This window comes from Sphaerobacter thermophilus DSM 20745 (genome assembly GCF_000024985.1).
In the GTDB taxonomy this organism is placed as follows: Bacteria; Chloroflexota; Chloroflexia; order Thermomicrobiales; family Thermomicrobiaceae; genus Sphaerobacter; species Sphaerobacter thermophilus.
Genome location: NC_013524.1, coordinates 1176042 through 1196025 on the forward strand (window position 1 = coordinate 1176042; position 19984 = coordinate 1196025).

Genomic DNA, 19984 nt, shown 5'->3' on the forward strand with positions numbered 1-19984 from the left:
AACCGTCCCCGCCGTGGGCTGGGTGCCGGTATGCCTCAGCGCCGGTCCGTGGCTTCGCCCTGGTAGATGCCGTCGTACCCCTCGGCCGTGGCCGCTGCCAGTCGGTGGAACACCAGTTGGCCGATGCGGGCGCCGTGCTGCACCCGGAAGCCGTGCGGGTTGTAGACGACCAGGAGTGATTGGCCGCGTCCGGCATAGCCGGCGTCCCACACGGCGGTGTGCAGCGCCACGCCCGAGCGCAGCAGGGTGGAGCGGGGACGGAGGTAGGCCATGAGGTCGGCCGGGAGATTGACCGTCTCGGTGAAACGCACCAGGTAGGCGCCGGGTGAGAGGTAGAGCTGGCCATCGGGGCCGAAGGTCAGGTCTGTGCTGTCGGCCAGTCGCCGCCCGGCATTGTCCACGGTCAGCGTCCCCGGTCCGGTGAAATTGGCGACCGAGTCGAGCGTCAGGTCGATCCCGTTCGGCTGGACCTGCGCCTCACGGTCGCGCAGGCCCGTGACCAGTGGTGGCTCACCGTCGAGTAGTTCCAGCAGTTGTTCCCGGCTCAGGACCCCGGCGCTGAGGTTGTGGGGCATCGGCAAACTCCTCCGTGCGACCCGACATATGTACGTACACTACCTGTGCACCAGGCCGTCGTCAAGGCGTAGGCGGCTCTGGCGCCCAGTGTGCTATTCTCCCTCACCGAATACGCGCGCTGCGACGGGGGGACGGAGAGGGACTGGCGATGGTAGAGGGACGCTGGCTCCACTACGCGACACAGGAGGAGATCAAGGCTGGGCGCACGACGGACGTCTATTTCCTGCGCACCGTCGAGATCTTGAAAGCCGAGGGGCGGAACCCACATGTCCGCGCCGAGTTCGTCGCCAAGTCGCTGCCCGGCGGCATGTCGTGGGCCGTCCTGGCCGGGCTCGACGAGGTGGTGGGGCTGCTCGACGGCATCCCAGTGGACGTGCGGGCCATGCCCGAGGGAAGCATCTTCTACCCCTACGAGCCGGTGATGGAGATTTCCGGCCCGTACCTCTCCTTCGCGGTGCTGGAGACGGCGATCCTGGGGCTGATCTGCCAGTCGTCCGGGGTAGCGACCAAGGCCGCCCGGATCCGGCGGCTCGCCGGTGACAAGACGGTCGTCAGCTTCGGCGCCCGGCGTATCCACCCCGCGGTGAGCCTGGCCGTGGAGCGCGCCGCCTACATCGGCGGCTGCGACGGTGTCAGCGTCGTCGAGGCGGCGGAACTGCTCGGCCAGGACCCGACCGGCACGACGCCCCACGCGCTTATCCTCATCATGGGCGACACGGTGGACGCTATGCTCGCCTACGACCGCATCCTGCCTCCGGAGATCCCGCGCATCGCGCTGATCGACACCTTCCAGGACGAGAAATTCGAGGCGATCCGCGTCGCCGAGGCGCTCGGCGATCGCCTCTGGGGTGTGCGGTTGGACACCCCGGGCTCGCGACGGGGCAACTTCCTGCGCATCCTGGAGGAGGTGCGCTGGGAGTTGGACCTGCGCGGCTTCCAGCATGTCAAGCTGATCGTCAGCGGCGGGCTGGACGAGGACGAGGTGGTGCGCCTGCGCCACATCGTCGATGCCTTCGGCGTCGGCACGAGCATCAGCGGCGCCAAGACGATCGACTTCAGCATGGACATCGTCGAGATCGAAGGCGAGCCGATCGCCAAGCGGGGCAAGATGAGCGGCGCGAAAGAGGTCTGGCGCTGCCCGGCCACTGGCGCGGGCCGCGTCACGCGCCTTGGCGACCCGCCTCCGGCCGATCTCTGTCCCGACGGCGTCCAGCCCGAGCGGGCGCTCAAGCCGCTGCTGCGCGAGGGCACGCTGGTCGCCCCACTGCCGACGCCGAGCGAGATCCGCGACCACGTCATCAACCAGCTCAAGACCTGGCCGCTGGAGTAACGCGCGGCTGGCGTGAGCGGGCTACCTCGGTGGCGTGATGGCTCCCGCGCCACGGTGCGGATGCCCGGGGCTGAAGCCGCCGGGCTCACAAGGAAAGCCCGCTATAGCGGGCTGAGGCGTGGCGAGGCTCACGCTCGGGTGATACGGTGTCCGCCATCCAAATGAGTGCCCGGGGGTAAACCCCCCGGGCCCGGTCCACACCGTTGAGTTCCTTGCACCGCTCGGCTCGCGCCCGAAGCGGCGAGACATCACTCGGCCGCGGCGCGACTCGCTGATGCCGCGTTGGCGTGGGAGAGCCGACCGTCGGCGATGCGGATGACGCGGTCCACCAGGTCGAGCATGCGCTCGTCGTGGGTGACCATCACCGCGGCCTTGTTCCGCTCCTTCACCTCCCGGGCGAGCATCTCCACGACCTCGCGCCCGCGAACGGAGTCGAGACTCGAAGTCGGCTCGTCGGCCAGCAGGATGTCGGGGTCGTTCATCAGCGCGCGGGCGATTGCCACCCGCTGGCGTTCGCCGCCGGAGAGGGCTTCCGGGTAGTGATCGAGGCGGTGACCCAGCCCGAGTTCCCGCAGGAGATCGTCGGCGCGCGTTCGCGCAGCCGCGTCGATCCGCCCGGCCAGGCGCGCGACCAGCAGCAACTGATCGCGTGCCGTGAGGTAGGGGACGAGGTTCGATGTCTGGAGCACGAAGCCGATGTGCTCCAACCGGATGCGGGCGAGCGCGGCTGCGTTGAGGCCGGTGAGTTCCTGCCCTTTGAGCACAACCCGGCCTCGTGTCGGTTGCAGTAGCGCGCCGGCGATCGCCAGGAGCGTCGTCTTGCCCGAGCCGGACGGCCCCACGACCGCCACCAGCTCCCCGGCGGAGACGCTGAGCGAGACGCCATCCAGGGCGGTGACGGCGTACTCCCCTTGCCCGTAGATCTTGGTGACGTTGTCCAGCAACAAGGTGGTCATTGTCAGTCCACTCTCCCGATGGCGATGAGCGGGTCGATCTTGGCGATCCGACGGAGCGAGAGGAGCGTCCCGAGGAGGCCGACTCCCACCAGGACCACGGCGTAGGTCAGGATGAGCCGAGAGTCCAGGGAGAAGGGGATCTCGGGCGGGATCATCGCCGCCACGATGTAGGTCAACCCGGCAGCGGCAGCCACTCCGAGCAAAGTCAAGAGTATGACCTGGGCGATCAGGTCGCGGGCCAGGAAGCTGGTGGTGGCGCCGAGTGCCTTGAGCACGCCGAACTGGTTGGTCTTCTGCAGGGTCAGGATGTAGAAGAAGACAGCCAGCACGAAGGCGGCGATCACGAAGAGGAAGGCGAGTATCAGGGTGATGGTGCCCATCTCCTCGCGGTATCCGGGGAGGTTCTCCAGCGCCACCTGACGGGTGGCGACCTCGACGCCAGGCACGTCCTGCTCGACTCGCGCAGCGGTGGACTCATCCATCTGCACGGCCACGGCGCTGATCGGATCGACCACCGACCCGGCCGAGCCGGGCGCGGCAAACTTGAGTTCGCGCCAGGTCGGGATGTCCATGAAGATCACCGGCAGGTGGTTGTACGTCTGGCCGGTGGTGAAGCCAACCACGGTCAGCACCGTGCCTGACGGGCTGACGATCAACTGGTCGCCCAGCCGCACCCCATGGCGCTTGAAACTGTCGTTCACCACGACGCTCGCTGCCGGCTGGCCGGCGAACGTCTGGCCCTCGACGATCCGCGGCGCGAGGAAGCTGTTGGGATCGATTGCCAGGATGGTGGCGTCGATCTTCTCGTCCTCCTCGCCGCGCGTCACGGTGACCGTGAGGTGGCCAAGAGGCGCGGCGGCGGTGACGCCTGGCACAGCGCGCACCGCCTCCACCGCCTCTTCGGGTAGGATCGAGAGGTGGAGGAAGAAGCGCACGTCAGCCTGGAAGACGAGGTGGTCGGCTTCCATGTTCATCAGGCTGGCGCCGTTGTCGGTCGCAAGGCCGGTGGCCAACCCGGAGAGGAGGAAGACGAGCCACGCGATCAGCGCGATAATCGCGCCGATCAGGATGTAACGCAGGCGGGCGTGGCGGAACTCTCGCACGGCGAGAAACACGGGCGCGTCCCTTTCATTGACGCATCGCGTCCGGCGGCCTATAGTCAGGCGTGGATAGTCAAACCTGACTATTCACGGCTCGGAGTATAGCCGCCCTTCAGAGCGGATTCAACCGGGAAAAATGGGAACAGGCACTGGTACCGCTTTGGGGGGCGTGGGATGTCATGGACGAGCGTGAACTGCTGCTATTGGGGCTACTCAGCTTCCAGAGCCAGCACGGCTACCAGATCAACGAGTTCATCGAGCGAAACCTGTCGCGCGTCACGTCGATGAAGAAGGCGACTGCCTACGCCATCCTGGATCGGCTGGCCCGCGACGGCTATGCGAGCGTCCACACCGAGCAGGCGGGGAACCGGCCGCCACGCAAGGTGTATGCGCTCACCCCACGGGGCGAGGAGCGCTTCCGGGCACTGCTGCGGCGTAGCCTGGCCGACCCCGGGGAAGCGACGATTCCAGGCGACATCGGCTTGATGTTCCTCGATCAACTGCCGCGGCAGGAGGTCATTGAGGGGCTCCGCAAGCGGCTGGATCGCGTGGAGACGCAGATCGCCGAACTGGGGCAGGTTCCCCGGCACGAGCATGGGATCGGCGTCGATCTCGCCGTCGAGCACAAGCTGGTGTTGCTGCGGGCCGACCGTGACTGGCTGCGCGACGTCATCGCGCGGCTGGAGGCGAGCCCGGACTAGCCCACGTGGGGGCGCGACCGCGCCGGAGCGGGTGGTGTCGTCCCGCCCGGTCGCTCGCTGCGTTGACGCGAGCTGCGCCCGGCTGCGATTATCACCCCTGGTGAGCGGCGCGGCTCGCGAGCGCGCCGGGAACTGGGAGGAGCCAAGATGCCAGCCGATGAGGGAGCCGTCGAGTCGGTCCCGGGAGACCTCCGGGTGCGACAGCACCCGGTGCTGGGGGACCTGCCGCCTGCGGCGGAGGTCACCATCTTCGTGGACGATCGCCCGATTCCAGCACGGGCGGGTGAGCCCATTGCGGCGGCGTTGCTGGCGGCCGGGATCCGGGTCTGCCGCACGATGCCGAACCGGGGCAGGCCGCGTGGGCCGTTCTGTGGCGTCGGCCGCTGCACCGACTGCCTCATGACCGTGGATGGCGAGCCGAGCGTGCGCACCTGCGTCACGCCAGTGCGGGACGGCCAGCGGATCGTGACGCAGCGGGGACTTGGTGCCTGGGAGGAGGGCACGGCATGAAGCAGGCCGACGTCGTCGTGGTCGGTGGCGGGCCGGCGGGCTGTGCCGCAGCGCTCGCGGCGGCCGGAGCCGGCGCCCGGGTGGTGCTGGTCGACGAGCAGCCGGAACTCGGTGGGCACCTCTGTTGGCGAGTTGCCCCAATCCACGGGCTGGAAGCGGACCTCGACGGGCTGCCGGGGGTGCGCGTGGCCGCGGCGCTCGCCGAGCGGGTGGCTGCCGCCGGGGTCGAGGTCGCGCGCGGGTCCGTCGCCTGGGGGTTGTTCGAGGACAACGTCGTCGGCGTCGGCGAGGGGGAGAACGCGTATACCCTGCGCGCCGCGAGCGTCATCGTTGCCACCGGCTCAACCGACCGCGTGTTGCCCTTCCCGGGTTGGACGCTGCCCGGGGTGATGACCGCGCGGGCGGCGCAGCTTTTCCTCCACGTCCACCGTGTGCTGCCGGGCCGACGCGTCGTCGTCGTGGGCGACGGCCCGGAAGCGGATGAGGTGGCGAACGACATCGCCGTAGCGGGCGCGGAGGTCGTAGCCCGCGTGCCGGGCGCCGCCGGGCTCGAAGCGGGTGGCGACCGCGAGGTCGAGGCGGTGGAGGTCGACGGGCAGGTGTACGCGGCCGACACCATCGTGCTCGCCCTCGGCCGGCTTCCCGACCCGGAGCTGGCGCTTCAGGCGCGGGTCGAGACGGTCTTCGATGAGGCCGCGGGTGCGCATGTGCCGCGGCGCGACGAGCATCTGACCACGTCGCAGCCAGGGCTCTACGTCGTGGGCGAGGCGGCAGGGATCGTATCCGTCGCGGAGGCCATGGCGGAGGGACGACTCGCCGGGTTGGCGGCTGCCGGTGCACCCGCGGGCGATATCGCCGCGGCGCGGGAGGCCCTGGAAGGCCTCCGCACGGCCACGCCAGGGGACCGAGCGCTGCCGGTTATCACCACGGATGTCCCCGTCTGCCTGTGCCGCTGCGAGGAGGTCACGCTCGCGGCGGTGCGCCAGGCGATCGCCGAGGGCGCGACGACGCTGGACGACGTCAAGCGGCGCACGCGCGCGGGTATGGGCATCTGCCAGGGGATCTATTGCCTTCCCGCAGTTGCTGCGCTGCTGCGGGATGAGGCGGGGGTGCCGGCTGAGGAGATCGTCCCGATGACGGCTCGGCCGCCGGCCCGTGCCATCCCGTTGTCGGCCCTGACAATGCTGGAGGAATAGAGCTGCACACGCCCGCCGTGGCCGCGCTCGTGCGGAGTCCGTGGCGACATCGCCACCGCATCCGTGCTCGCGCCATGCCGGAAGGGAAGGCCCATGGACGACATCGGCTACCCGCTGCTGCTCCAGCCGCGGTACGACGAGAAACTCTGGGGCGGGCGTCGTCTGGAGACGGTGCTGGGCAAGACGCTGCCGACCGACGCGCCTGTCGGGGAGTCGCTGGAGAGCGGCGATAGCGCCACCGTGGCCAACGGGCCGTTGGCGGGGCAGACCCTGGGGGAACTCGCTGCCCGGTATCCGGCGGCGCTCCTCGGTCAGCGCGGTGAGCGTGCCAGCGAGCCGTTCCACGACTTCCCGCTGCTAGTCAAGTTCATCGATGCGACCGACATCCTGTCGCTGCAGGTGCACCCCGACGACGACGCGGCTGCGCCGCTGGGCAAGCGGGGCAAGACCGAGGCATGGCACATCATCCACGCCGACCCGGGCGCGACGCTCATCACGGGCCTCCACGCCGGGGTGACCGCGCAGCAAGTGCGGGAGGCCATTGCACAGGGGACCTTCGAGGACCTGATCCTGCGCGAGCCGGTGCGGTCGGGCGACACCCTGATCGTCCCGGCGGGCACGATGCACGCGATCGACGCCGGCATCCTGCTTTATGAGATCCAGGAGAACAGCGATATCACCTACCGGCTCTATGACTGGGGCCGGGTGGATAGCCAGGGCCGCCCGCGTGAGGTGCATGTCGACGATGCCCTGCGGGCGATGGTCCCCGGGCGTCGCGCGGTGAAGACCGTTCCGCTGGCCCGCGACGAACGGCGGTCGGTGCTGGCCGCCTGCCGCTACTTCACGCTGGAGCGCTGGTCAGTGCAGGGGGACTTGCCGGTCCCGGACACCGGGGGTGCCTCCTTCTGGCTGCTGAGCACCATCGCGGGCGAGTGCGCGGTGCGTGCGGGCGGGGAGACGGTGCCGCTGGCCGCCGGGCAGACGGTGCTCCTCCCCGCGTGCCTGAGCGGCGCGACGCTGACGGGTGAGGCGACCGTCCTCGCCGGTTGGATCGCGGACCTGGCGCATGACGTGGTTGGGCCGCTGCTCGACGCTGGACACGACCCGGAGCAGATCGGCCTCCTCGGCGGTGCGACGGGGGACCTGCTCGGCGCGCTGGCGCTGGCCCAGCGAGAGCGGGCCCGGCCGCGTGGGCGGTCATGATGCGCTACGGCGGGACGACCCGGCTGCGACCCCGCGAGGTGCTGGCCCGGGCGCGGGACTACTTCCAGGGTGAGGTGGGACTGGACCTCAGCGACGAGAGCCGGTTGCATATCCGCTTCGTCGGCGGGGGCGGCTGGGTCACCGTCACTGTCCGAGGCACGGGCCAGGGCACCGCGCTCACGATGGAGGTCAGTGAGTTCGACCGCGAGGCGCAGGACTTTCTTGCGTCGCTCCCGCCGCCGGCAAGCCGGTTGCGCCGCTTCTGGGGATCCTGGCGCCGGCGGGAGCGGTAGCCGGCCGCTACTTGGTCATCCGCCAGACCAGCATGAGGATCGCGGCCCAGACCACCACAATGCCCGGGAGCCCGGCAATGCCGCCGACAATGGCGGTAATGGGGATTGCCAGCACGAGGGTCCAGACGATCGCCCCGGTGTCATGCCCACGCTGGGCAGACATCTGGGCGAGCCGCCGCTCCAGCCGCTGGTCGATCCGCTGATCGATATGGCGGATGAACGCCTCCGCGACCTCGTCGCTGTAACTCGGCCCCAAATCGTGCAGCGTCTGCAAGTGGAGTTTCAGCTCTTGTGCCAGATCGTCATCGCCCGGCGGCAACGGCCGGCGGCCCTGGGTGACCATCGCGCGCCTTCTCCTCAGCACCACGCAGCCCGGCCGTGCCCCGGCCGGGCAACTGGCTCGTGTCGATTCTACACCGCTGGATTCGCGGCTAGCGACCCGCGCCCTACTCCCGTCGGCCGAGTGTGGCGCCGAGGACGATGCCGTAGGCGATGTGGCGGATGACCTGCTGGAGCAGCCCGCGCGGTGTGATGTAGCGGGGGAGGCGACCGGCGCGGATTGCCGGGTGGAAGCGGTCAGTCAGGAAGAGGATCGGCCCCAGGACGGTGTTCTCGGCCAGGGCGAACAGGAGCCCCTGGCGCCAGCCGGTGCCGGGCACGCGGTCGCGTACGCGGGTGAAGGCCAGGCCGAGCGCGATGCTGTTGGCGAAGTGCATCAGCGTGCCCAAGGTGCGCCATCGGACCTCTCCGCCGGGGACCATTCCCGCCAGGAGCCGCAGATCGTTGGTCGGTACACCCAGGGCGCGGATGTCCGCGGCCTGGGCGAGGAGGTAGGCCGCGCCGGCAGCGAGGCTCCCGGCGATGGCGCGCGCGATCGGCACCGGCTCCGGACGCTCGGGCCGGCGCATGTCAGCGCCGAGCCTCGGCGCTGGCCGGCTCGAAGATGGGTGGTAGGCGCCGCTTGTGCTCCGAGGTCGCGATCATCCGCTCGACCCGCGCCACGCGATCCGGCGGGAAGCCGGTCGTGTCGCCCCGCTCGATCGCGGCCAGGATCGCGTCCAACTCGTCGTAAGTGATCCCCATTTCCTGTTCGTCGGTCTGCCCCGCCCAGAGACCGGCGCTCGGCGGCTTGGTGATGATCGGCTCCGGCACGCCGATCTCGCGCGCCAGCGCCACCACCTGATGCTTGTACAGCCCGCCGATGGGGAGGATATCCACCCCGCCGTCACCATACTTGGTGAAGTAGCCGACCATCTCCTCCGACTTGTTTCCGGTGCCGATGACCAGCGCGTTGCGGGTGTTGGCGAGGTGATAGAGGGCGATCATGCGTAGCCGCGGCTTGATGTTGGCATCGGCCATCTCGCTGCCAGGGGGCAATGTCTCGCGGAGCACGTCGTAGGCCCGGCTGAGGTCGATGACGAGGGGCTCCAACCCGAACGCCGCGGCCGCGAGCTTCGCATGCTCCACGTCCTGCGGGTTGCTGTGGGCGGGCAGAATGGCGGCCGTGACCCGCTCGGGGCCGAGCGCACGGGTGGCGAGCCCGGCGACCACCGCGGAATCGATGCCGCCCGAGAGGCCGACGACCCCGCCTTGAACCCCAGCTTGCGCTACCTGCTCCTTGATCCAGGCTGCGATTTGATCCGCCAGGCTCATCGGTGGTTCCTCCCTGCTGCGGCGGCCGGGGCGCGGGCCGCTCCCTCCGGCCGCACAACGACCCCGGCGACATCGATAATGCGGCTCTCGGCGGGGTCCGTCAAGCGGATGCGTCGTGCGTCATGCGTCATCCGTGATGCGTGATGCGTGTTGCGTGTTGCGTGTTCCGTGTTTCGTCTTTCTCCCCTCTCCCCTGGTGAGCTCCGTCCGAGAGGGGTCGGGGGTGAGGGGAACGAGTGACGCATGACGCATGACGCATGACGCATCCCGGCATCCGGCTTGCGCGGCGGTGGCGGGCAGACGAGGACACAGGGCGTGGGAGGGACCATGGTGGAGATGCGTGCGCTTGGGGACAGCGGGCTCATGGTCACGCGGATGGGCCTGGGAATGGCGGCGCTGGGGCGCCCGGGCTACATCACCCTGGGTCATGCGGAGGATCTGGGCCGCCGCTACGACGTGGCCGCGATGGAGCTGCACGCACACGCGGTGCTCGACGTCGCCTGGGACGCTGGGCTGCGCTACTTCGACGCCGCGCGCAGCTACGGCCGCGGGGAGGAGTTCCTCGGCTCGTGGCTGCGGGCACGGGGCATCGACCCGGCGGCGTGCACGGTCGGGAGCAAGTGGGGTTACACCTACACCGCCGATTGGCGCGTCGACGCCGAGGTCCACGAGATCAAAGACCACACTCTTCCGACGCTGCAGCGGCAGTTTGCGGAGAGCCGGGAGCGGCTCGGCGACTACCTCGACCTCTACCAGATCCACAGCGCAACCGAGGACTCCGGGGTGCTCGACCGGCCGGAGGTCCTTGATGAGCTGGCCCGCTTGAAGGCGAGCGGTGCGGTCCGCGCCGTGGGCCTCACGCTCAGCGGGCCGGACTCAGCACGCACGCTGGAGCGCGCTTTCGCCATCGAGCGCGACGGTCGGCGTCTCTTCGACAGTGTGCAGGCGACATGGAACGTGCTTGAGTCATCGCTCGGTCCATTGCTGGCGCGCGTGCGGGAGGCGGGGATGGGGGTGATCGTCAAGGAGGCGTTGGCTAACGGACGGCTGACGCCGCGCAATACCGACCCGGCCTTCAGCGCCAGCCGGGCCGTGCTGGAGCGGGAGGCTGCGCGCCTCGGCTGCACGATCGACCAATTGGCGCTCGCCGCCGTGCTCGACCAGCCCTGGGTCGACTGCGTCCTCTCCGGTGCGGCGACGGTCGAGCACCTGCGCTCCAACGTCGCCGCTCTCGACGTGCATCTGGACGAGCCTGCCCGTGCCGCGCTCGCATCCCTCGCCGAGCCCCCTGAGCGCTACTGGGCAGCCCGCGCGGCGTTGCCGTGGCAGTGAGGGGACGCATCAGTAGTGAATGCTCACCGTGGACCCGATGTCCAGGAAGTCCCAGAGGAAGGCGGCGTCGTGCTCGAGCAGGCCGACGCAGCCGTTGCTGCCGAAGCCACCGAAGGCGGACGGGGGCGTCCAGTAGTTCTCATGCAGTGCATAGCCCCCTTCCTTGAAGTACTGCGTGTACTGGACCTCTTCGAGGTAGTAGTGCCCCGGTTCGTCCTCCGGGATGCCGACCGTCGTCGAGTCCATCGTCTCGTTGCGGACGCGCTGGAGTACCTCGAAGACCCCGGTCGGCGTCTTCCCGTCGCGCCCGGCGGTGATGATCGCGGCATAGACCGGCGTCTCGCCGTCGTAGGCCACGGCGTAGAACGTTGACAGATTCACGTCCAGCCAGTGACCGGAGAAGGTCTGCTCGGGTGGGGTAGGGATGAAGGGCGCGACCATCGCCGCGCTGACGTAGCGGTCCGGACCGATGCGGTACCAGGTGGGGTTGCCGTCGACGGGGTCGCCCGGCACTTCGTCGTACACGTGGACGGGGTGCCGGCCGAAGGCGGTCCCGACGATCGGTGCATCCAGTCGCGGCGCGGTGCGGATGTTCACTGCCTCAGCCGTGACCACGCCGACTCGCGCCCCGTCGGGGGTGCGGATGGCGACTTCCCACCGCAGGTCGCTCGTGTGGCCGCCAATCGCGGCCGGTTCGGGAGTGGGGGTCGGGGTCACGACCGGCATCGTCTCGGCCGGCTCCTCTGGTGCGGCCGCTGCGGCCGCCGGGTCGCGTGTCGTGGTGAAGTCGCCGCGGGCGATCGGACCGAGCGACGCCATGCTCAGGATGCCGGTGGTGCCGAGGGCGGCGACCAGCAGTGCCAGGCCGATCGTTCTGAGGGTGCGACGCATCGACGAACCTTTCCCACCCGTTCCCGCCGTGCGGCCGTGTCGGCGGCCGCCGTGTGTACGTTCACTAGTGATAACTGGGAAGCGGGCCATTTCGTTACGACGGCCGGGCGCGAGCTGGCCACACACATAGCGTCCCCGTCGCCCGGCGACAGGGACGTTCGTACACATTGTACATCTCTTGAGTCTGAGCAGCACGTGCCCGGCCGCGCTGGGGGCTTGATGCGCAGGCGCTTACCCCTCAGATTGGCGCGATTGGGGGCGTGCCAGTTGCTCGACCAGGCGGCTTGCGTAGCGATCCACGTGGTCTGGATAGGTGTACCCGAGGCGCCCACAGGTGTCCCGGGCGACCACGCGGAAGAGGTCCATGGTGCTCATGAGAGCGAGCCAGATCGCGCTCTCGTCGTAGCGGGCGAAGGCGCTGCGCAGGTGTGAGAGGGTTCGTGGATCGGCCCAGCGCTCCAGGAAGCGGCCTTCATGCCAGGTGTCCACGCGCGGGTCGCGCGCATGCATGTCCCACTCCAGCATTCGAAGCAGCAGGGTCTTCATGTAGCCGTCGCAGCAGCGTAGGGCGACCCAGAGTTCACCGCGTCGCAGCTTCCGGGCTGTCCAGACGGCGTGGTACCAGAAGTCCTGGATCAGCTCGTCCATCTCCTCCGGGCCGGGCAGGGACGGAGACGGAAGCGCATCGCGCTCCAGGTCGGTCAGCACGCGGCTCAGACGACCATGGCGGTCAATCAGGATCCGGTAGCCCCGAGCTACGACCGGTGCGATCGCGGCTCGCAGTGCCTGGTCGCCGTGTTTGGCGTCTAGCGCGTCGAGCCAGGTTGCCGGCAGGAGAGTGAAGTCGACGTCGAGCCCGCCCTCGAAGAGAACGCGGCGCTCCCGGCCGATGCCGAGCGCGGTCGGCTCGGTGAAAGTGATCCGCGGCGGCGCGATAGCCTCGAGCCACCCGGCGGACTCCAGGTAGGGGATTGGGTCGTCCACGAACAGAACCAGGTCGAGGTCCGACCAGGGGTCCGCCGGGTGGTCGGCACGCGCGTAGGAGCCGACCACGGCCAGTGCCTGGATGTCGGGTCGCGCGGCGGCCCAGCGGGCGATGGCGCCTTCGAGCGCGGGCATGGCGGATTGATCTGCGCGCATGGTTGCCCTTTCTGGTCGCCATATCGAGGCTGCCCGGGTATCGTAGCACGCCCGTGTGGCCCGCGCGGGCCGCCCATCCCGGCTAGTGGTGCGCCAGCTTCTGGTAGCGGTACTCCCCCCGAATGCGCGCCTGGAAATACTGGCCGTGCGAGGTTGCCGCGAGCAATTCCTGGTAGACCGGCTTCGGTACGTCGCGGTACTGGTAGACATCACCGCTCTTCACGAACTCGATCTCCAGGATCTGGCGGTCTGGATCGTACCCTACCGACCGGATCATGCTCGACTCGACTGCCTGCCGGTGCATCGCTCCCGCCTCTCCGGTACCGGAATCGTGCGGGCACGCTCCAGTGCCCGGTCAGCGGGGAATGCACGATGCTTGCCGGGGAGTGTGCGTCATTCGTCATGCGTGATGCGTCAACCGTCCCCCTCACCCCCGGCCCCGCCATGACTAAGCCCGCCAGGGGAGAGGGGAGCAATACGCAGTACGCACTTCGGGTGACGTATGACGTATGACGCATGACGTCTCACCTCCGCTGGTGCTCGGGTAGCACGGCCCAGACGTGCGGCGGGCGCTCGGGGAGGCGCGGGAGAACCTGCCCGTCGACCAGCGTCAGGGTGTTGACCAGCCGTTGGGTGCCGCGTCGCTCGTCCATCCCGACGTCGTGGAAGACAAAGTCCCCCTCCTCCAGGCGCCAGAGCGCGATGTCGGCCACGGATCCGACGCGAAGGGTGCCGAGGTCGGGGCGGCGGATCGCGGCGGCCGGGCGGGCGGTCGCGCGCTCGATCACCTCGGGCAGGCTCATGCCGAGGGCGAGGAACTTCGAGAGTGTGGTCGGCAGGTCGTACATGGGTCCCTGGACGGCGAGCTGGTGGATGTCGCTGGAGATGGTGTCGGGCAGGACTCCCTGCTCCAGCATCGCCTCGGCAACGGCGAAGCTGAAGGAGCCGGTGCCGTGGCCGATGTCGAGGATCAGGCCGCGCTCCTGAAGGTCCCGGATCACCGGCAGCACCCGGCCATCCTCTCCGAGGATGCGCATGTCGCCGCCGGTGAAGCAGTGGGTGAGGATATCGCCGGGGCGCAGGTAGGCGGCGACCTCGTCGATGGTCGGCGGGCCCCAGCTAACGTGGACCATGAGGGGCAGCCCGACCCGGTCGGCCAGCTCCCGCGCGCGTTCCAGCGGCCGGACGCCTACGCCACGCGTGGTATTCCGGTCGATGCGGGCCTTGATCCCCAGGATCAGGTCACGGTTGGCCTCGACGATCTTGGCGGCGAGATCCACATCCCAGTAGTCGGGGTTGGCGAATTCCCAGGTGGGGGCGATCAGACCGATCGACGACAGGTTGAGCAGGGCGAAGACGCGACAGCGGCTGGGCTCCGCGATGTAGCGGCGAAACCCGGGGAAGGAGTAGGCGCCGGCCGAGCCGACGTCGAGCCAGGTGGTGACGCCGCTGCGGGCTGCCACCGGGTCGGCCTCGATGCCCCAGTAGGTCGCGCCCCAATAGATGTGAGTGTGCAGGTCGACCAGGCCGGGTGTGACGATCTGCCCGGTGGCGTCGATAACGCGCTCTGCACGTGCGAGGTCGATCTCCGGCTCGATCGCCGCGACGCGGCCGTCACGGATGCCGAGGTCGAAGCGTCCCTGGATGCCCGCGCCGGGGTCGAGGACCTCACCACCTCGGATGACCAGGTCGAATCGTTCGCCTGCACCCTGCCCGCTCATTGCCTAGCCTCCTCCGTTCGCTCGACTGACGGTCCGCCGGCTGCAGGCTAGACGATTCGACCGGGGGCGGCAAGGGGCAAGGCGATGAGCGCCGGCATCGTGCCGGCGCTCCTGATAGATCCCGGCTCGGGCATCCCGCCCAGGCCGGGGTTGCGCGTCAATAGAGCGGGGTGTCGGGGCGGAACGCTTCGAGCCACTGCTTGACGGTGGCGAGGAAACGCGCCCCGGCCAGTCCGTCGAGGATGCGGTGGTCGAACGACATCGAGAGGTTCATCATCGGCCGGATGGCGATGGCGTCGTCGATCACCACCGGGCGTTTGACCACCGCCTCGGTGCTCAGGATGGCCGACTGCGGCTGGACGATGATCGGCGTCGAGAGGATGGTGCCGAAGGTGCCGGGGTTGTTCACCGTGAAGGTGCCGCCCTGCACGTCGTCCAGCGTGAGCTGCCCGCTCCGGGCGCGCGTTGCCAGGTCGCGGATGGCGCGCGCCAGCCCCACAATACTCTTCTCGTCGGCGTTCTTGATGACCGGGACGATCAGTCCGTCCTCCATGCCGACCGCGATACCGATATTGATCGCCTTGCGCAGGATGATGCGGTCCTCGTCCCAGACGGCATTCACGCGCGGGTGCTCGCACAGCGCGTGGACGACGGCCTTGACGACGAAGGGGAGGTAGGTCAGCTCGAAGCCCTCCTCCTGGCGGAATCGCTCCTGTGCCCGCGCGCGGGCCTCGACCACGCCCGACATGTCCACCTCCATCCAGAGGGTGACATGTGGGGCGGTGCGCTCGCTGCGCACCATGTGCGCGGCGATCTGCTTACGCATCGGCGTGACTGGAACGATCTGGTCGCCCTCCCAGATCGGGATCTCCGGCTTCTCAACCGGGAGCTCAACCACGGGACGCGCGGCGGAGGGTTCCGGCTGAGCGGCGACCTCGGCCGGCTTCGGCGGCGCGGCCGTCTCCTGGATCGCGGCCGCGGCGGCGTCGACGGCCGCCTCCTCGCGCTCCGGTGCTGCCGCAGCGGCGGGCTGCGCCTCACGCTCGGCGATGTAGCGCAGGATGTCCTGCTTGGTGACCCGGCCGCTCAGGCCGGTGCCGGGTACCTGGGCGATGTCGATCCCGTGCTCCTCGGCGATGCGCCGCACTGCGGGCGAGGAACGGGTACGGAGCAGCTCTTCGGCGCTCTCACGGCCGGTCCGCCTCGGGGCGTGCCCGCGTGCGGGACCGGCGGCCAGCGCACCGTTGATACGCTCCTGGGCTGCAGCACCGGTCTCAGGTTCCGCAGGAGCGTTGGACGCCTCGGTGCCCTCCTCCGCGATGACGCAGATCTCGGCGCCGACCGGGAGGGTGTCCCCCTCTGCCGCGCGGATCTCGGTCAGGATGCCGGTCACCGGCGAGGGAATCTCCGCGTTGACCTTGTCGGTCGTGATCTCAACCAGGGGGTCGTATTTCTCGACCCGGTCGCCCACCTGCTTCAGCCAGGTACCGATCGTGCCCTCGGTGACGCTCTCGCCGAGCTTGGGGAGCCGGACCACAGTGCCGTGACGGGTCGTGGACATAACGCGCGATCTCCTTCCCGGGCAAGGCTGGTGGCGTACCCCTCACCCCCTCTCCCACGAGGAGTGAGGGGGAACGGGTACGGGATGCGTGTTCCGTGTCCCGCGGCCTGTTACTCCTCGTCTCCTCCTCTCCCCTTGTGGGAGAGGGGGCCGGGGGGTGAGGGGTGGTCCCTCAGAATGCCGCGAGCTGCTCCAGCGCGGCGCCGATCTTCTCCGCGGTGGGCAGGTAGGCCTGCTCCAGAGGCGGGCTGAAGGGCATGGCCGGTACCTCCGGCCCGGCGACGCGCATGATCGGCCCATCGAGGTAGGGGAAGGCTTCCTCGGCGATGAGCGCCGCGACCTCCGCCCCGACTCCGCCGACCTTGTTGGCCTCGTGGACGATCAACACCTTGCCGGTCTTGGCCACCGACTCGAGGATCGTCTCCTCGTCCAGCGGGCGGAGCGTACGCAGGTCGATGACCTCGACACTGCTGCCGTCCTTCTCCTCGAGCGCTTTGGCCGCGGCCAGCGACTCGTGGAGCATCATCCCGTAGGAGATGATGGTGACGTCGGAGCCTTCCTTGACCACCTTCGCCTTGCCGATCGGCACGGTGTGCCCGTTCTCGGGCACCTCGTCGCGGATCAGGCGGTAGGCCTTCTTGTGCTCCAGGAAGAGGACCGGGTCCGGGTCATAGATGGCGCTGCGCAGCAACCCGGCGGCGTCTGCCGGGTTGACCGGTGCGACCACCTTGAGACCCGGCTCACGGGTGAAGGCCGACTCAAGGCTCTGCGAGTGGTAGAGCGCGCCGTGGACCCCGCCGCCGTAGGGCGTGCGGATCACGATCGGGCAGTCGAAGTCGCCCCCGGAGCGGTAGCGGATCTTGGCTGCCTCGTTCATGATCTGGTCCATTGCCGGGTGGATGAAGTCGAAGAACTGGATCTCGGCGACCGGCAACAGGCCGTGCAGGGCCGCGCCGATGGCGACCCCGACGATCGACGACTCGGCCAGCGGCGTGTCGATCACCCGCTCCTCTCCGAACTCATCGATCAGTCCGGCGGTGACCCGGAAGACGCCGCCCCGCTTGCCGACGTCCTCGCCCAGCACGATGATGCGGTCGTCGCCGCGCATCTCCTCGAACAGGGTGTCGCGGATCGCATCAATGAGGAGTTTCGTGGCCATCGCCTGCCTCCTTAGCTGCCGTAGACGTGGAGCATCAGCTCGGCCGGATCGGGATACGGCGCCTGCTCTGCGAAGTCGGTGGCGTCGTCGATCTGCGCCTTGATCCGGGCTCGAATTGCGGCGTCCTGCTCTTCGGTCAGGACGCCCTGCTCCATGAGGGCAGTGCGGAAGCGGACAATCGGGTCCTTGGCGCGTTCAGCCTTGAGTTCCTCGGGATCGCGGTAGGTGCGGTCGTCGTCGTCGCTGGAGTGAGCGGTCAGGCGCTGGACCTTGGCCTCGATCAGCGTCGGGCCGCCGCCCGCGCGGGCGCGGTCGACCGCCTCCTTGGCGACGGTGTAGACGGCAACCGGATCGCCGCCGTCCACGGTGACGCCCGGCATGCCGTAGCCCGCGGCGCGGTCGGCGACGTTCTCGATCGCCATCTGCTTGCGCTGCGGGACGGAGATCGCGTAACCGTTGTTCTCTACAAAAAAGACCACCGGAAGCCGGTGGATCGACGCGAAGTTGAGCGCCTCGTGGAAGTCGCCCTGACTCGTACCGCCCTCGCCGACGCAGGTCCAGGCGACCGTGTCCTCGCGACGGTACTTCGCCGCCAGGGCGATCCCGGTCGCGTGGAGGACCTGGGTCGCGACCGGGCTGGAGCCGGTGATGATGTTGTGTTTGCGGGAGCCGTAGTGCCCCGGCATCTGCCGGCCCGCACTGGTCGGGTCCTCCTTGCGGGCCAGCAGGCTCAACATCAGGTCACGCGGGGTCAAACCGAAGTAGAGGACCATGGCCAGATCCCGGTAGTAGGGGACCAGCACGTCCTTCCCCGGTTGGAGAGCGAAGGCTGCGCCAACCTGCGCCGCTTCGTGTCCCTGGCAGGAGATCACGAAGGGGGCCTGACCGGCGCGGTTGAGCAGCCACATGCGCTCGTCCAGCGACCGGGCCAGGACCATGTACTCGTACATGCGCACGAGATCCGATTCGGTGAGACCCTTGGGCGCCGTTGCCATGGTCTCAATACCTACGCCCCCGGAATCGAACTGCTTCATGACGCAGCCTCCTTCGGCTGGGGAGCCAGCGTTGGCTCCGGCGGTCAGATGTGGATAGCCATGCCGTCCACAGCGAGCGCCGCCTCACCCAGAACCTCGGAGATGGTTGGGTGCGGGTGCACGCTGAGGCCGATCTCCCATGGGGTGGCTTCCAGCAGCGAGGCTAGCGCCGCCTCGCCGATCAACTCGGTGGCGTGCCCACCGATGAGGTGCACGCCCAGGATCTCGTCGGTCTCGGCATCAGCGATCACCTTGGCGAAGCCGTCGACCTCGTCCTCGATGAGCGCCTTGCCGTTCGCGCGCAGCGGGAACTTGCCCACCTTAATGGTGCGCCCCTCTGCCTTGGCCTCCTCCTCGGTGAGGCCCACGCTGCCGATCTCGGGATGGCAGAAGGTGACGCTCGGCACCTTCTTGAGGTCGAGCGGCATCGGCTTCTTGCCCGCCAGCAGCTCCATGACGATGATCCCCTGATGCATCGCGGTGTGCGCCAGGAGCTGCTTGCCGATCACGTCGCCGATTGCGTAGACGCCGTCGACGCCGGTGAACCCGAAGTCGTCGGTGACGATGTAGCTGTCCTTAGTCTTGATGCCCAGCTCTTCCAGGCCGATATCCTCGATGTTCCCCTGGCGGCCGATCGCGACCAGGAGGGTGTCCGCCTCGATCCGCTCCTCCTTGCCGTCCCGCTTGACGCGGAGCTCGACACCACCTTCGGTGATGTTGAAGTCCTCGGCGGTCGGGCGGTAGTCGGGGATGATCTTGATGCCGGCCTTGGTGAACGAGCGGGTGAGCTGCTGCGAGACCTCCCGGTCCTCGTTGGGCACCACACGCCCGACCAGGGTCACCTCGCAGCCGAAGTCGCGGTAGATCGTGGCGAACTCGACACCCGTTGCGCCGCCGCCGCGGATGATGACCCGCTTCGGCAGATCGGGGGACCAGGTGGAGTGATCGCTGTTGATAACCCGCTTGCCGTCGAACTCGATGCCAGGGATCGCGCGCGGGCGGGAGCCGGTGTCGATAATGATTGCGTTGCCCTTGACCTCCTCGGTGCTGCCGTCCGCCTTGGTCACGATGACGGTACGGTTGTCCTTGAGGCGGCCGACGCCCTCATAGATATCGATCTTGTGCTTGCGGAAAAGGAACTGCAGGCCTTTGTAGTTCTGCTCAACGATGCGGCCGGAGCGCTCGATGGCCTTCGAGTAGTCGATCTCGATGCCGGTAGCGGTGACGCCGTACTGCGCACCGTCCCGCATCAGCCGCGCGACGGAGCCGCTCTTGAGCAGGGCCTTGGTTGGGATGCAGCCACGGTGCAGGCAGGTGCCGCCGACCTTGTCCTTCTCGACGACGGCGACTTTCAGTCCGAGCTGCGCGCCTCGGAATGCGGCCGCGTACCCGCCGGTCCCGCCGCCGAGCAGCACAACGTCGTATGACTCCCCTGGCATGCCTTCTCCCCTCTACTGCGCTGTAGCGCCGCACTCCCGGCGGGTTTACGGGGCGAGGCCGGCCCGCTGTCCGCACCCATGCACCCGAGACAACCGCAGGGTGCCTCGGAGCGGGCGGGGATGTTCTGCGGGGCTTTCGTCCACGGGAGGCGGTCGCACCTTCTATGCCAACCTTGGCAATCCGGCCCT

Annotated in this window: 21 protein-coding genes; 7 read left to right on the forward strand and 14 right to left on the reverse strand. The window is 68.8% G+C overall.

The window, feature by feature from the left end; all coding sequences use genetic code 11:
- Positions 1-35: 35 nt before the first annotated feature.
- Entirely contained in the window at positions 36-575 is a 540-nt protein-coding gene (locus STHE_RS17265; protein WP_012873892.1) for a deoxyuridine 5'-triphosphate nucleotidohydrolase, read from the reverse strand.
- 149 nt (positions 576-724) lie between these two features.
- Here STHE_RS17265 and STHE_RS17270 point away from each other — a divergent pair, with 149 nt between their 5' ends.
- Positions 725-1906 carry a nicotinate phosphoribosyltransferase gene (locus STHE_RS17270; protein WP_012873893.1) on the forward strand — a complete coding sequence of 394 codons (1182 nt, stop codon included), beginning with the start codon at positions 725-727 and terminating at the stop codon, positions 1904-1906.
- A gap of 248 nt (positions 1907-2154) precedes the next feature.
- Here STHE_RS17270 and STHE_RS17275 read toward each other — a convergent pair whose 3' ends face one another.
- Entirely contained in the window at positions 2155-2862 is a 708-nt protein-coding gene (locus STHE_RS17275; protein ID WP_012873894.1) for an ABC transporter ATP-binding protein, read from the reverse strand.
- 2 nt (positions 2863-2864) lie between these two features.
- Complete coding sequence (locus tag STHE_RS17280; protein WP_012873895.1) at positions 2865-3977, reverse strand: ABC transporter permease; 1113 nt, start codon at positions 3975-3977, stop codon at positions 2865-2867.
- 164 nt (positions 3978-4141) lie between these two features.
- On the opposite strand from STHE_RS17280, the gene STHE_RS17285 reads away from it, so the two are divergent.
- The 5 genes from STHE_RS17285 (at position 4142) to STHE_RS17305 (ending at position 7865) form a co-directional block, all read left to right on the forward strand.
- Positions 4142-4663 carry a PadR family transcriptional regulator gene (locus tag STHE_RS17285; RefSeq protein WP_012873896.1) on the forward strand — a complete coding sequence of 174 codons (522 nt, stop codon included), beginning with the start codon at positions 4142-4144 and terminating at the stop codon, positions 4661-4663.
- 147 nt (positions 4664-4810) lie between these two features.
- On the forward strand, positions 4811-5173 hold the full coding sequence (locus STHE_RS17290) for a (2Fe-2S)-binding protein (RefSeq protein WP_012873897.1): 363 nt from the start codon (positions 4811-4813) through the stop codon (positions 5171-5173).
- On the forward strand, positions 5170-6369 hold the full coding sequence (locus STHE_RS17295) for an FAD/NAD(P)-dependent oxidoreductase (protein WP_012873898.1): 1200 nt from the start codon (positions 5170-5172) through the stop codon (positions 6367-6369). The genes STHE_RS17290 and STHE_RS17295 overlap by 4 nt, the downstream gene beginning before the upstream one ends.
- 93 nt (positions 6370-6462) lie before the next feature.
- Entirely contained in the window at positions 6463-7572 is a 1110-nt protein-coding gene (locus tag STHE_RS17300; RefSeq protein WP_012873899.1) for a type I phosphomannose isomerase catalytic subunit, read from the forward strand.
- Positions 7569-7865 (forward strand): hypothetical protein, encoded by a 297-nt coding sequence (locus tag STHE_RS17305; protein WP_012873900.1) that lies wholly within the window; start codon positions 7569-7571, stop codon positions 7863-7865. The genes STHE_RS17300 and STHE_RS17305 overlap by 4 nt, the downstream gene beginning before the upstream one ends.
- Positions 7866-7872: 7 nt before the next feature.
- On the opposite strand, the gene STHE_RS17310 is transcribed toward STHE_RS17305, so the two are convergent.
- The 3 genes from STHE_RS17310 to STHE_RS17320 all read right to left on the reverse strand — a co-directional run bounded on the left by STHE_RS17310 (position 7873) and on the right by STHE_RS17320 (position 9518).
- Positions 7873-8208 carry a hypothetical protein gene (locus tag STHE_RS17310; RefSeq protein ID WP_012873901.1) on the reverse strand — a complete coding sequence of 112 codons (336 nt, stop codon included), beginning with the start codon at positions 8206-8208 and terminating at the stop codon, positions 7873-7875.
- A gap of 103 nt (positions 8209-8311) precedes the next feature.
- Positions 8312-8773, reverse strand: a complete 462-nt coding sequence (locus STHE_RS17315) for a hypothetical protein (protein WP_012873902.1) — start codon at positions 8771-8773, stop codon at positions 8312-8314.
- Position 8774: 1 nt separating this feature from the next.
- The gene (locus STHE_RS17320) at positions 8775-9518 is read right to left on the reverse strand and encodes an NAD+ synthase (protein ID WP_012873903.1); all 744 of its coding nucleotides are present in this window, start codon (positions 9516-9518) and stop codon (positions 8775-8777) included.
- A 327-nt stretch (positions 9519-9845) separates the two neighbouring features.
- On the opposite strand from STHE_RS17320, the gene STHE_RS17325 reads away from it, so the two are divergent.
- Positions 9846-10850 carry an aldo/keto reductase gene (locus STHE_RS17325; protein WP_012873904.1) on the forward strand — a complete coding sequence of 335 codons (1005 nt, stop codon included), beginning with the start codon at positions 9846-9848 and terminating at the stop codon, positions 10848-10850.
- A 9-nt stretch (positions 10851-10859) separates the two neighbouring features.
- Here STHE_RS17325 and STHE_RS17330 read toward each other — a convergent pair whose 3' ends face one another.
- The 8 genes from STHE_RS17330 to lpdA form a co-directional block, all read right to left on the reverse strand.
- Positions 10860-11741 carry a L,D-transpeptidase family protein gene (locus STHE_RS17330; protein WP_012873905.1) on the reverse strand — a complete coding sequence of 294 codons (882 nt, stop codon included), beginning with the start codon at positions 11739-11741 and terminating at the stop codon, positions 10860-10862.
- 231 nt (positions 11742-11972) lie between these two features.
- Positions 11973-12881, reverse strand: a complete 909-nt coding sequence (locus STHE_RS17335; RefSeq protein WP_012873906.1) for an aminoglycoside 6-adenylyltransferase — start codon at positions 12879-12881, stop codon at positions 11973-11975.
- Positions 12882-12963: 82 nt separating this feature from the next.
- On the reverse strand, positions 12964-13185 hold the full coding sequence (locus STHE_RS17340; protein WP_012873907.1) for a KTSC domain-containing protein: 222 nt from the start codon (positions 13183-13185) through the stop codon (positions 12964-12966).
- Positions 13186-13405: 220 nt separating this feature from the next.
- On the reverse strand, positions 13406-14602 hold the full coding sequence (locus tag STHE_RS17345) for an amidohydrolase/deacetylase family metallohydrolase (RefSeq protein WP_012873908.1): 1197 nt from the start codon (positions 14600-14602) through the stop codon (positions 13406-13408).
- Positions 14603-14759: 157 nt separating this feature from the next.
- Entirely contained in the window at positions 14760-16163 is a 1404-nt protein-coding gene (locus tag STHE_RS17350; protein WP_012873909.1) for a dihydrolipoamide acetyltransferase family protein, read from the reverse strand.
- A gap of 172 nt (positions 16164-16335) precedes the next feature.
- The gene (locus tag STHE_RS17355; protein ID WP_012873910.1) at positions 16336-17322 is read right to left on the reverse strand and encodes an alpha-ketoacid dehydrogenase subunit beta; all 987 of its coding nucleotides are present in this window, start codon (positions 17320-17322) and stop codon (positions 16336-16338) included.
- 11 nt (positions 17323-17333) lie between these two features.
- Positions 17334-18356, reverse strand: a complete 1023-nt coding sequence (locus STHE_RS17360) for a thiamine pyrophosphate-dependent dehydrogenase E1 component subunit alpha (protein WP_012873911.1) — start codon at positions 18354-18356, stop codon at positions 17334-17336.
- Between the two features lie 44 nt (positions 18357-18400).
- A complete protein-coding gene (lpdA, locus tag STHE_RS17365) occupies positions 18401-19795 on the reverse strand; it encodes a dihydrolipoyl dehydrogenase (protein WP_012873912.1) in 1395 nt (464 codons plus the stop codon).
- Between the last annotated feature and the right edge of the window lie 189 nt (positions 19796-19984).

What these genes read in the sequence shown, in the direction of transcription:
- STHE_RS17310 (WP_012873901.1), bottom strand. Translation starts at nt 8,208, where the DNA reads ATGGTCACCCAGGGCCGCCGGCCGTTGCCGCCGGGCGATGACGATCTG.
- STHE_RS17360 (WP_012873911.1), bottom strand. Translation starts at nt 18,356, where the DNA reads ATGAAGCAGTTCGATTCCGGGGGCGTAGGTATTGAGACCATGGCAACG.
- STHE_RS17340 (WP_012873907.1), bottom strand. Translation starts at nt 13,185, where the DNA reads ATGCACCGGCAGGCAGTCGAGTCGAGCATGATCCGGTCGGTAGGGTAC.
- STHE_RS17335 (WP_012873906.1), bottom strand. Translation starts at nt 12,881, where the DNA reads ATGCGCGCAGATCAATCCGCCATGCCCGCGCTCGAAGGCGCCATCGCC.
- STHE_RS17305 (WP_012873900.1), top strand. Translation starts at nt 7,569, where the DNA reads ATGATGCGCTACGGCGGGACGACCCGGCTGCGACCCCGCGAGGTGCTG.
- STHE_RS17290 (WP_012873897.1), top strand. Translation starts at nt 4,811, where the DNA reads ATGCCAGCCGATGAGGGAGCCGTCGAGTCGGTCCCGGGAGACCTCCGG.
- STHE_RS17355 (WP_012873910.1), bottom strand. Translation starts at nt 17,322, where the DNA reads ATGGCCACGAAACTCCTCATTGATGCGATCCGCGACACCCTGTTCGAG.
- STHE_RS17325 (WP_012873904.1), top strand. Translation starts at nt 9,846, where the DNA reads ATGGTGGAGATGCGTGCGCTTGGGGACAGCGGGCTCATGGTCACGCGG.
- lpdA (WP_012873912.1), bottom strand. Translation starts at nt 19,795, where the DNA reads ATGCCAGGGGAGTCATACGACGTTGTGCTGCTCGGCGGCGGGACCGGC.
- STHE_RS17315 (WP_012873902.1), bottom strand. Translation starts at nt 8,773, where the DNA reads ATGCGCCGGCCCGAGCGTCCGGAGCCGGTGCCGATCGCGCGCGCCATC.
- STHE_RS17300 (WP_012873899.1), top strand. Translation starts at nt 6,463, where the DNA reads ATGGACGACATCGGCTACCCGCTGCTGCTCCAGCCGCGGTACGACGAG.
- STHE_RS17295 (WP_012873898.1), top strand. Translation starts at nt 5,170, where the DNA reads ATGAAGCAGGCCGACGTCGTCGTGGTCGGTGGCGGGCCGGCGGGCTGT.
- STHE_RS17270 (WP_012873893.1), top strand. Translation starts at nt 725, where the DNA reads ATGGTAGAGGGACGCTGGCTCCACTACGCGACACAGGAGGAGATCAAG.
- STHE_RS17345 (WP_012873908.1), bottom strand. Translation starts at nt 14,602, where the DNA reads ATGAGCGGGCAGGGTGCAGGCGAACGATTCGACCTGGTCATCCGAGGT.
- STHE_RS17350 (WP_012873909.1), bottom strand. Translation starts at nt 16,163, where the DNA reads ATGTCCACGACCCGTCACGGCACTGTGGTCCGGCTCCCCAAGCTCGGC.
- STHE_RS17265 (WP_012873892.1), bottom strand. Translation starts at nt 575, where the DNA reads ATGCCCCACAACCTCAGCGCCGGGGTCCTGAGCCGGGAACAACTGCTG.
- STHE_RS17275 (WP_012873894.1), bottom strand. Translation starts at nt 2,862, where the DNA reads ATGACCACCTTGTTGCTGGACAACGTCACCAAGATCTACGGGCAAGGG.
- STHE_RS17320 (WP_012873903.1), bottom strand. Translation starts at nt 9,518, where the DNA reads ATGAGCCTGGCGGATCAAATCGCAGCCTGGATCAAGGAGCAGGTAGCG.
- STHE_RS17330 (WP_012873905.1), bottom strand. Translation starts at nt 11,741, where the DNA reads ATGCGTCGCACCCTCAGAACGATCGGCCTGGCACTGCTGGTCGCCGCC.
- STHE_RS17285 (WP_012873896.1), top strand. Translation starts at nt 4,142, where the DNA reads ATGGACGAGCGTGAACTGCTGCTATTGGGGCTACTCAGCTTCCAGAGC.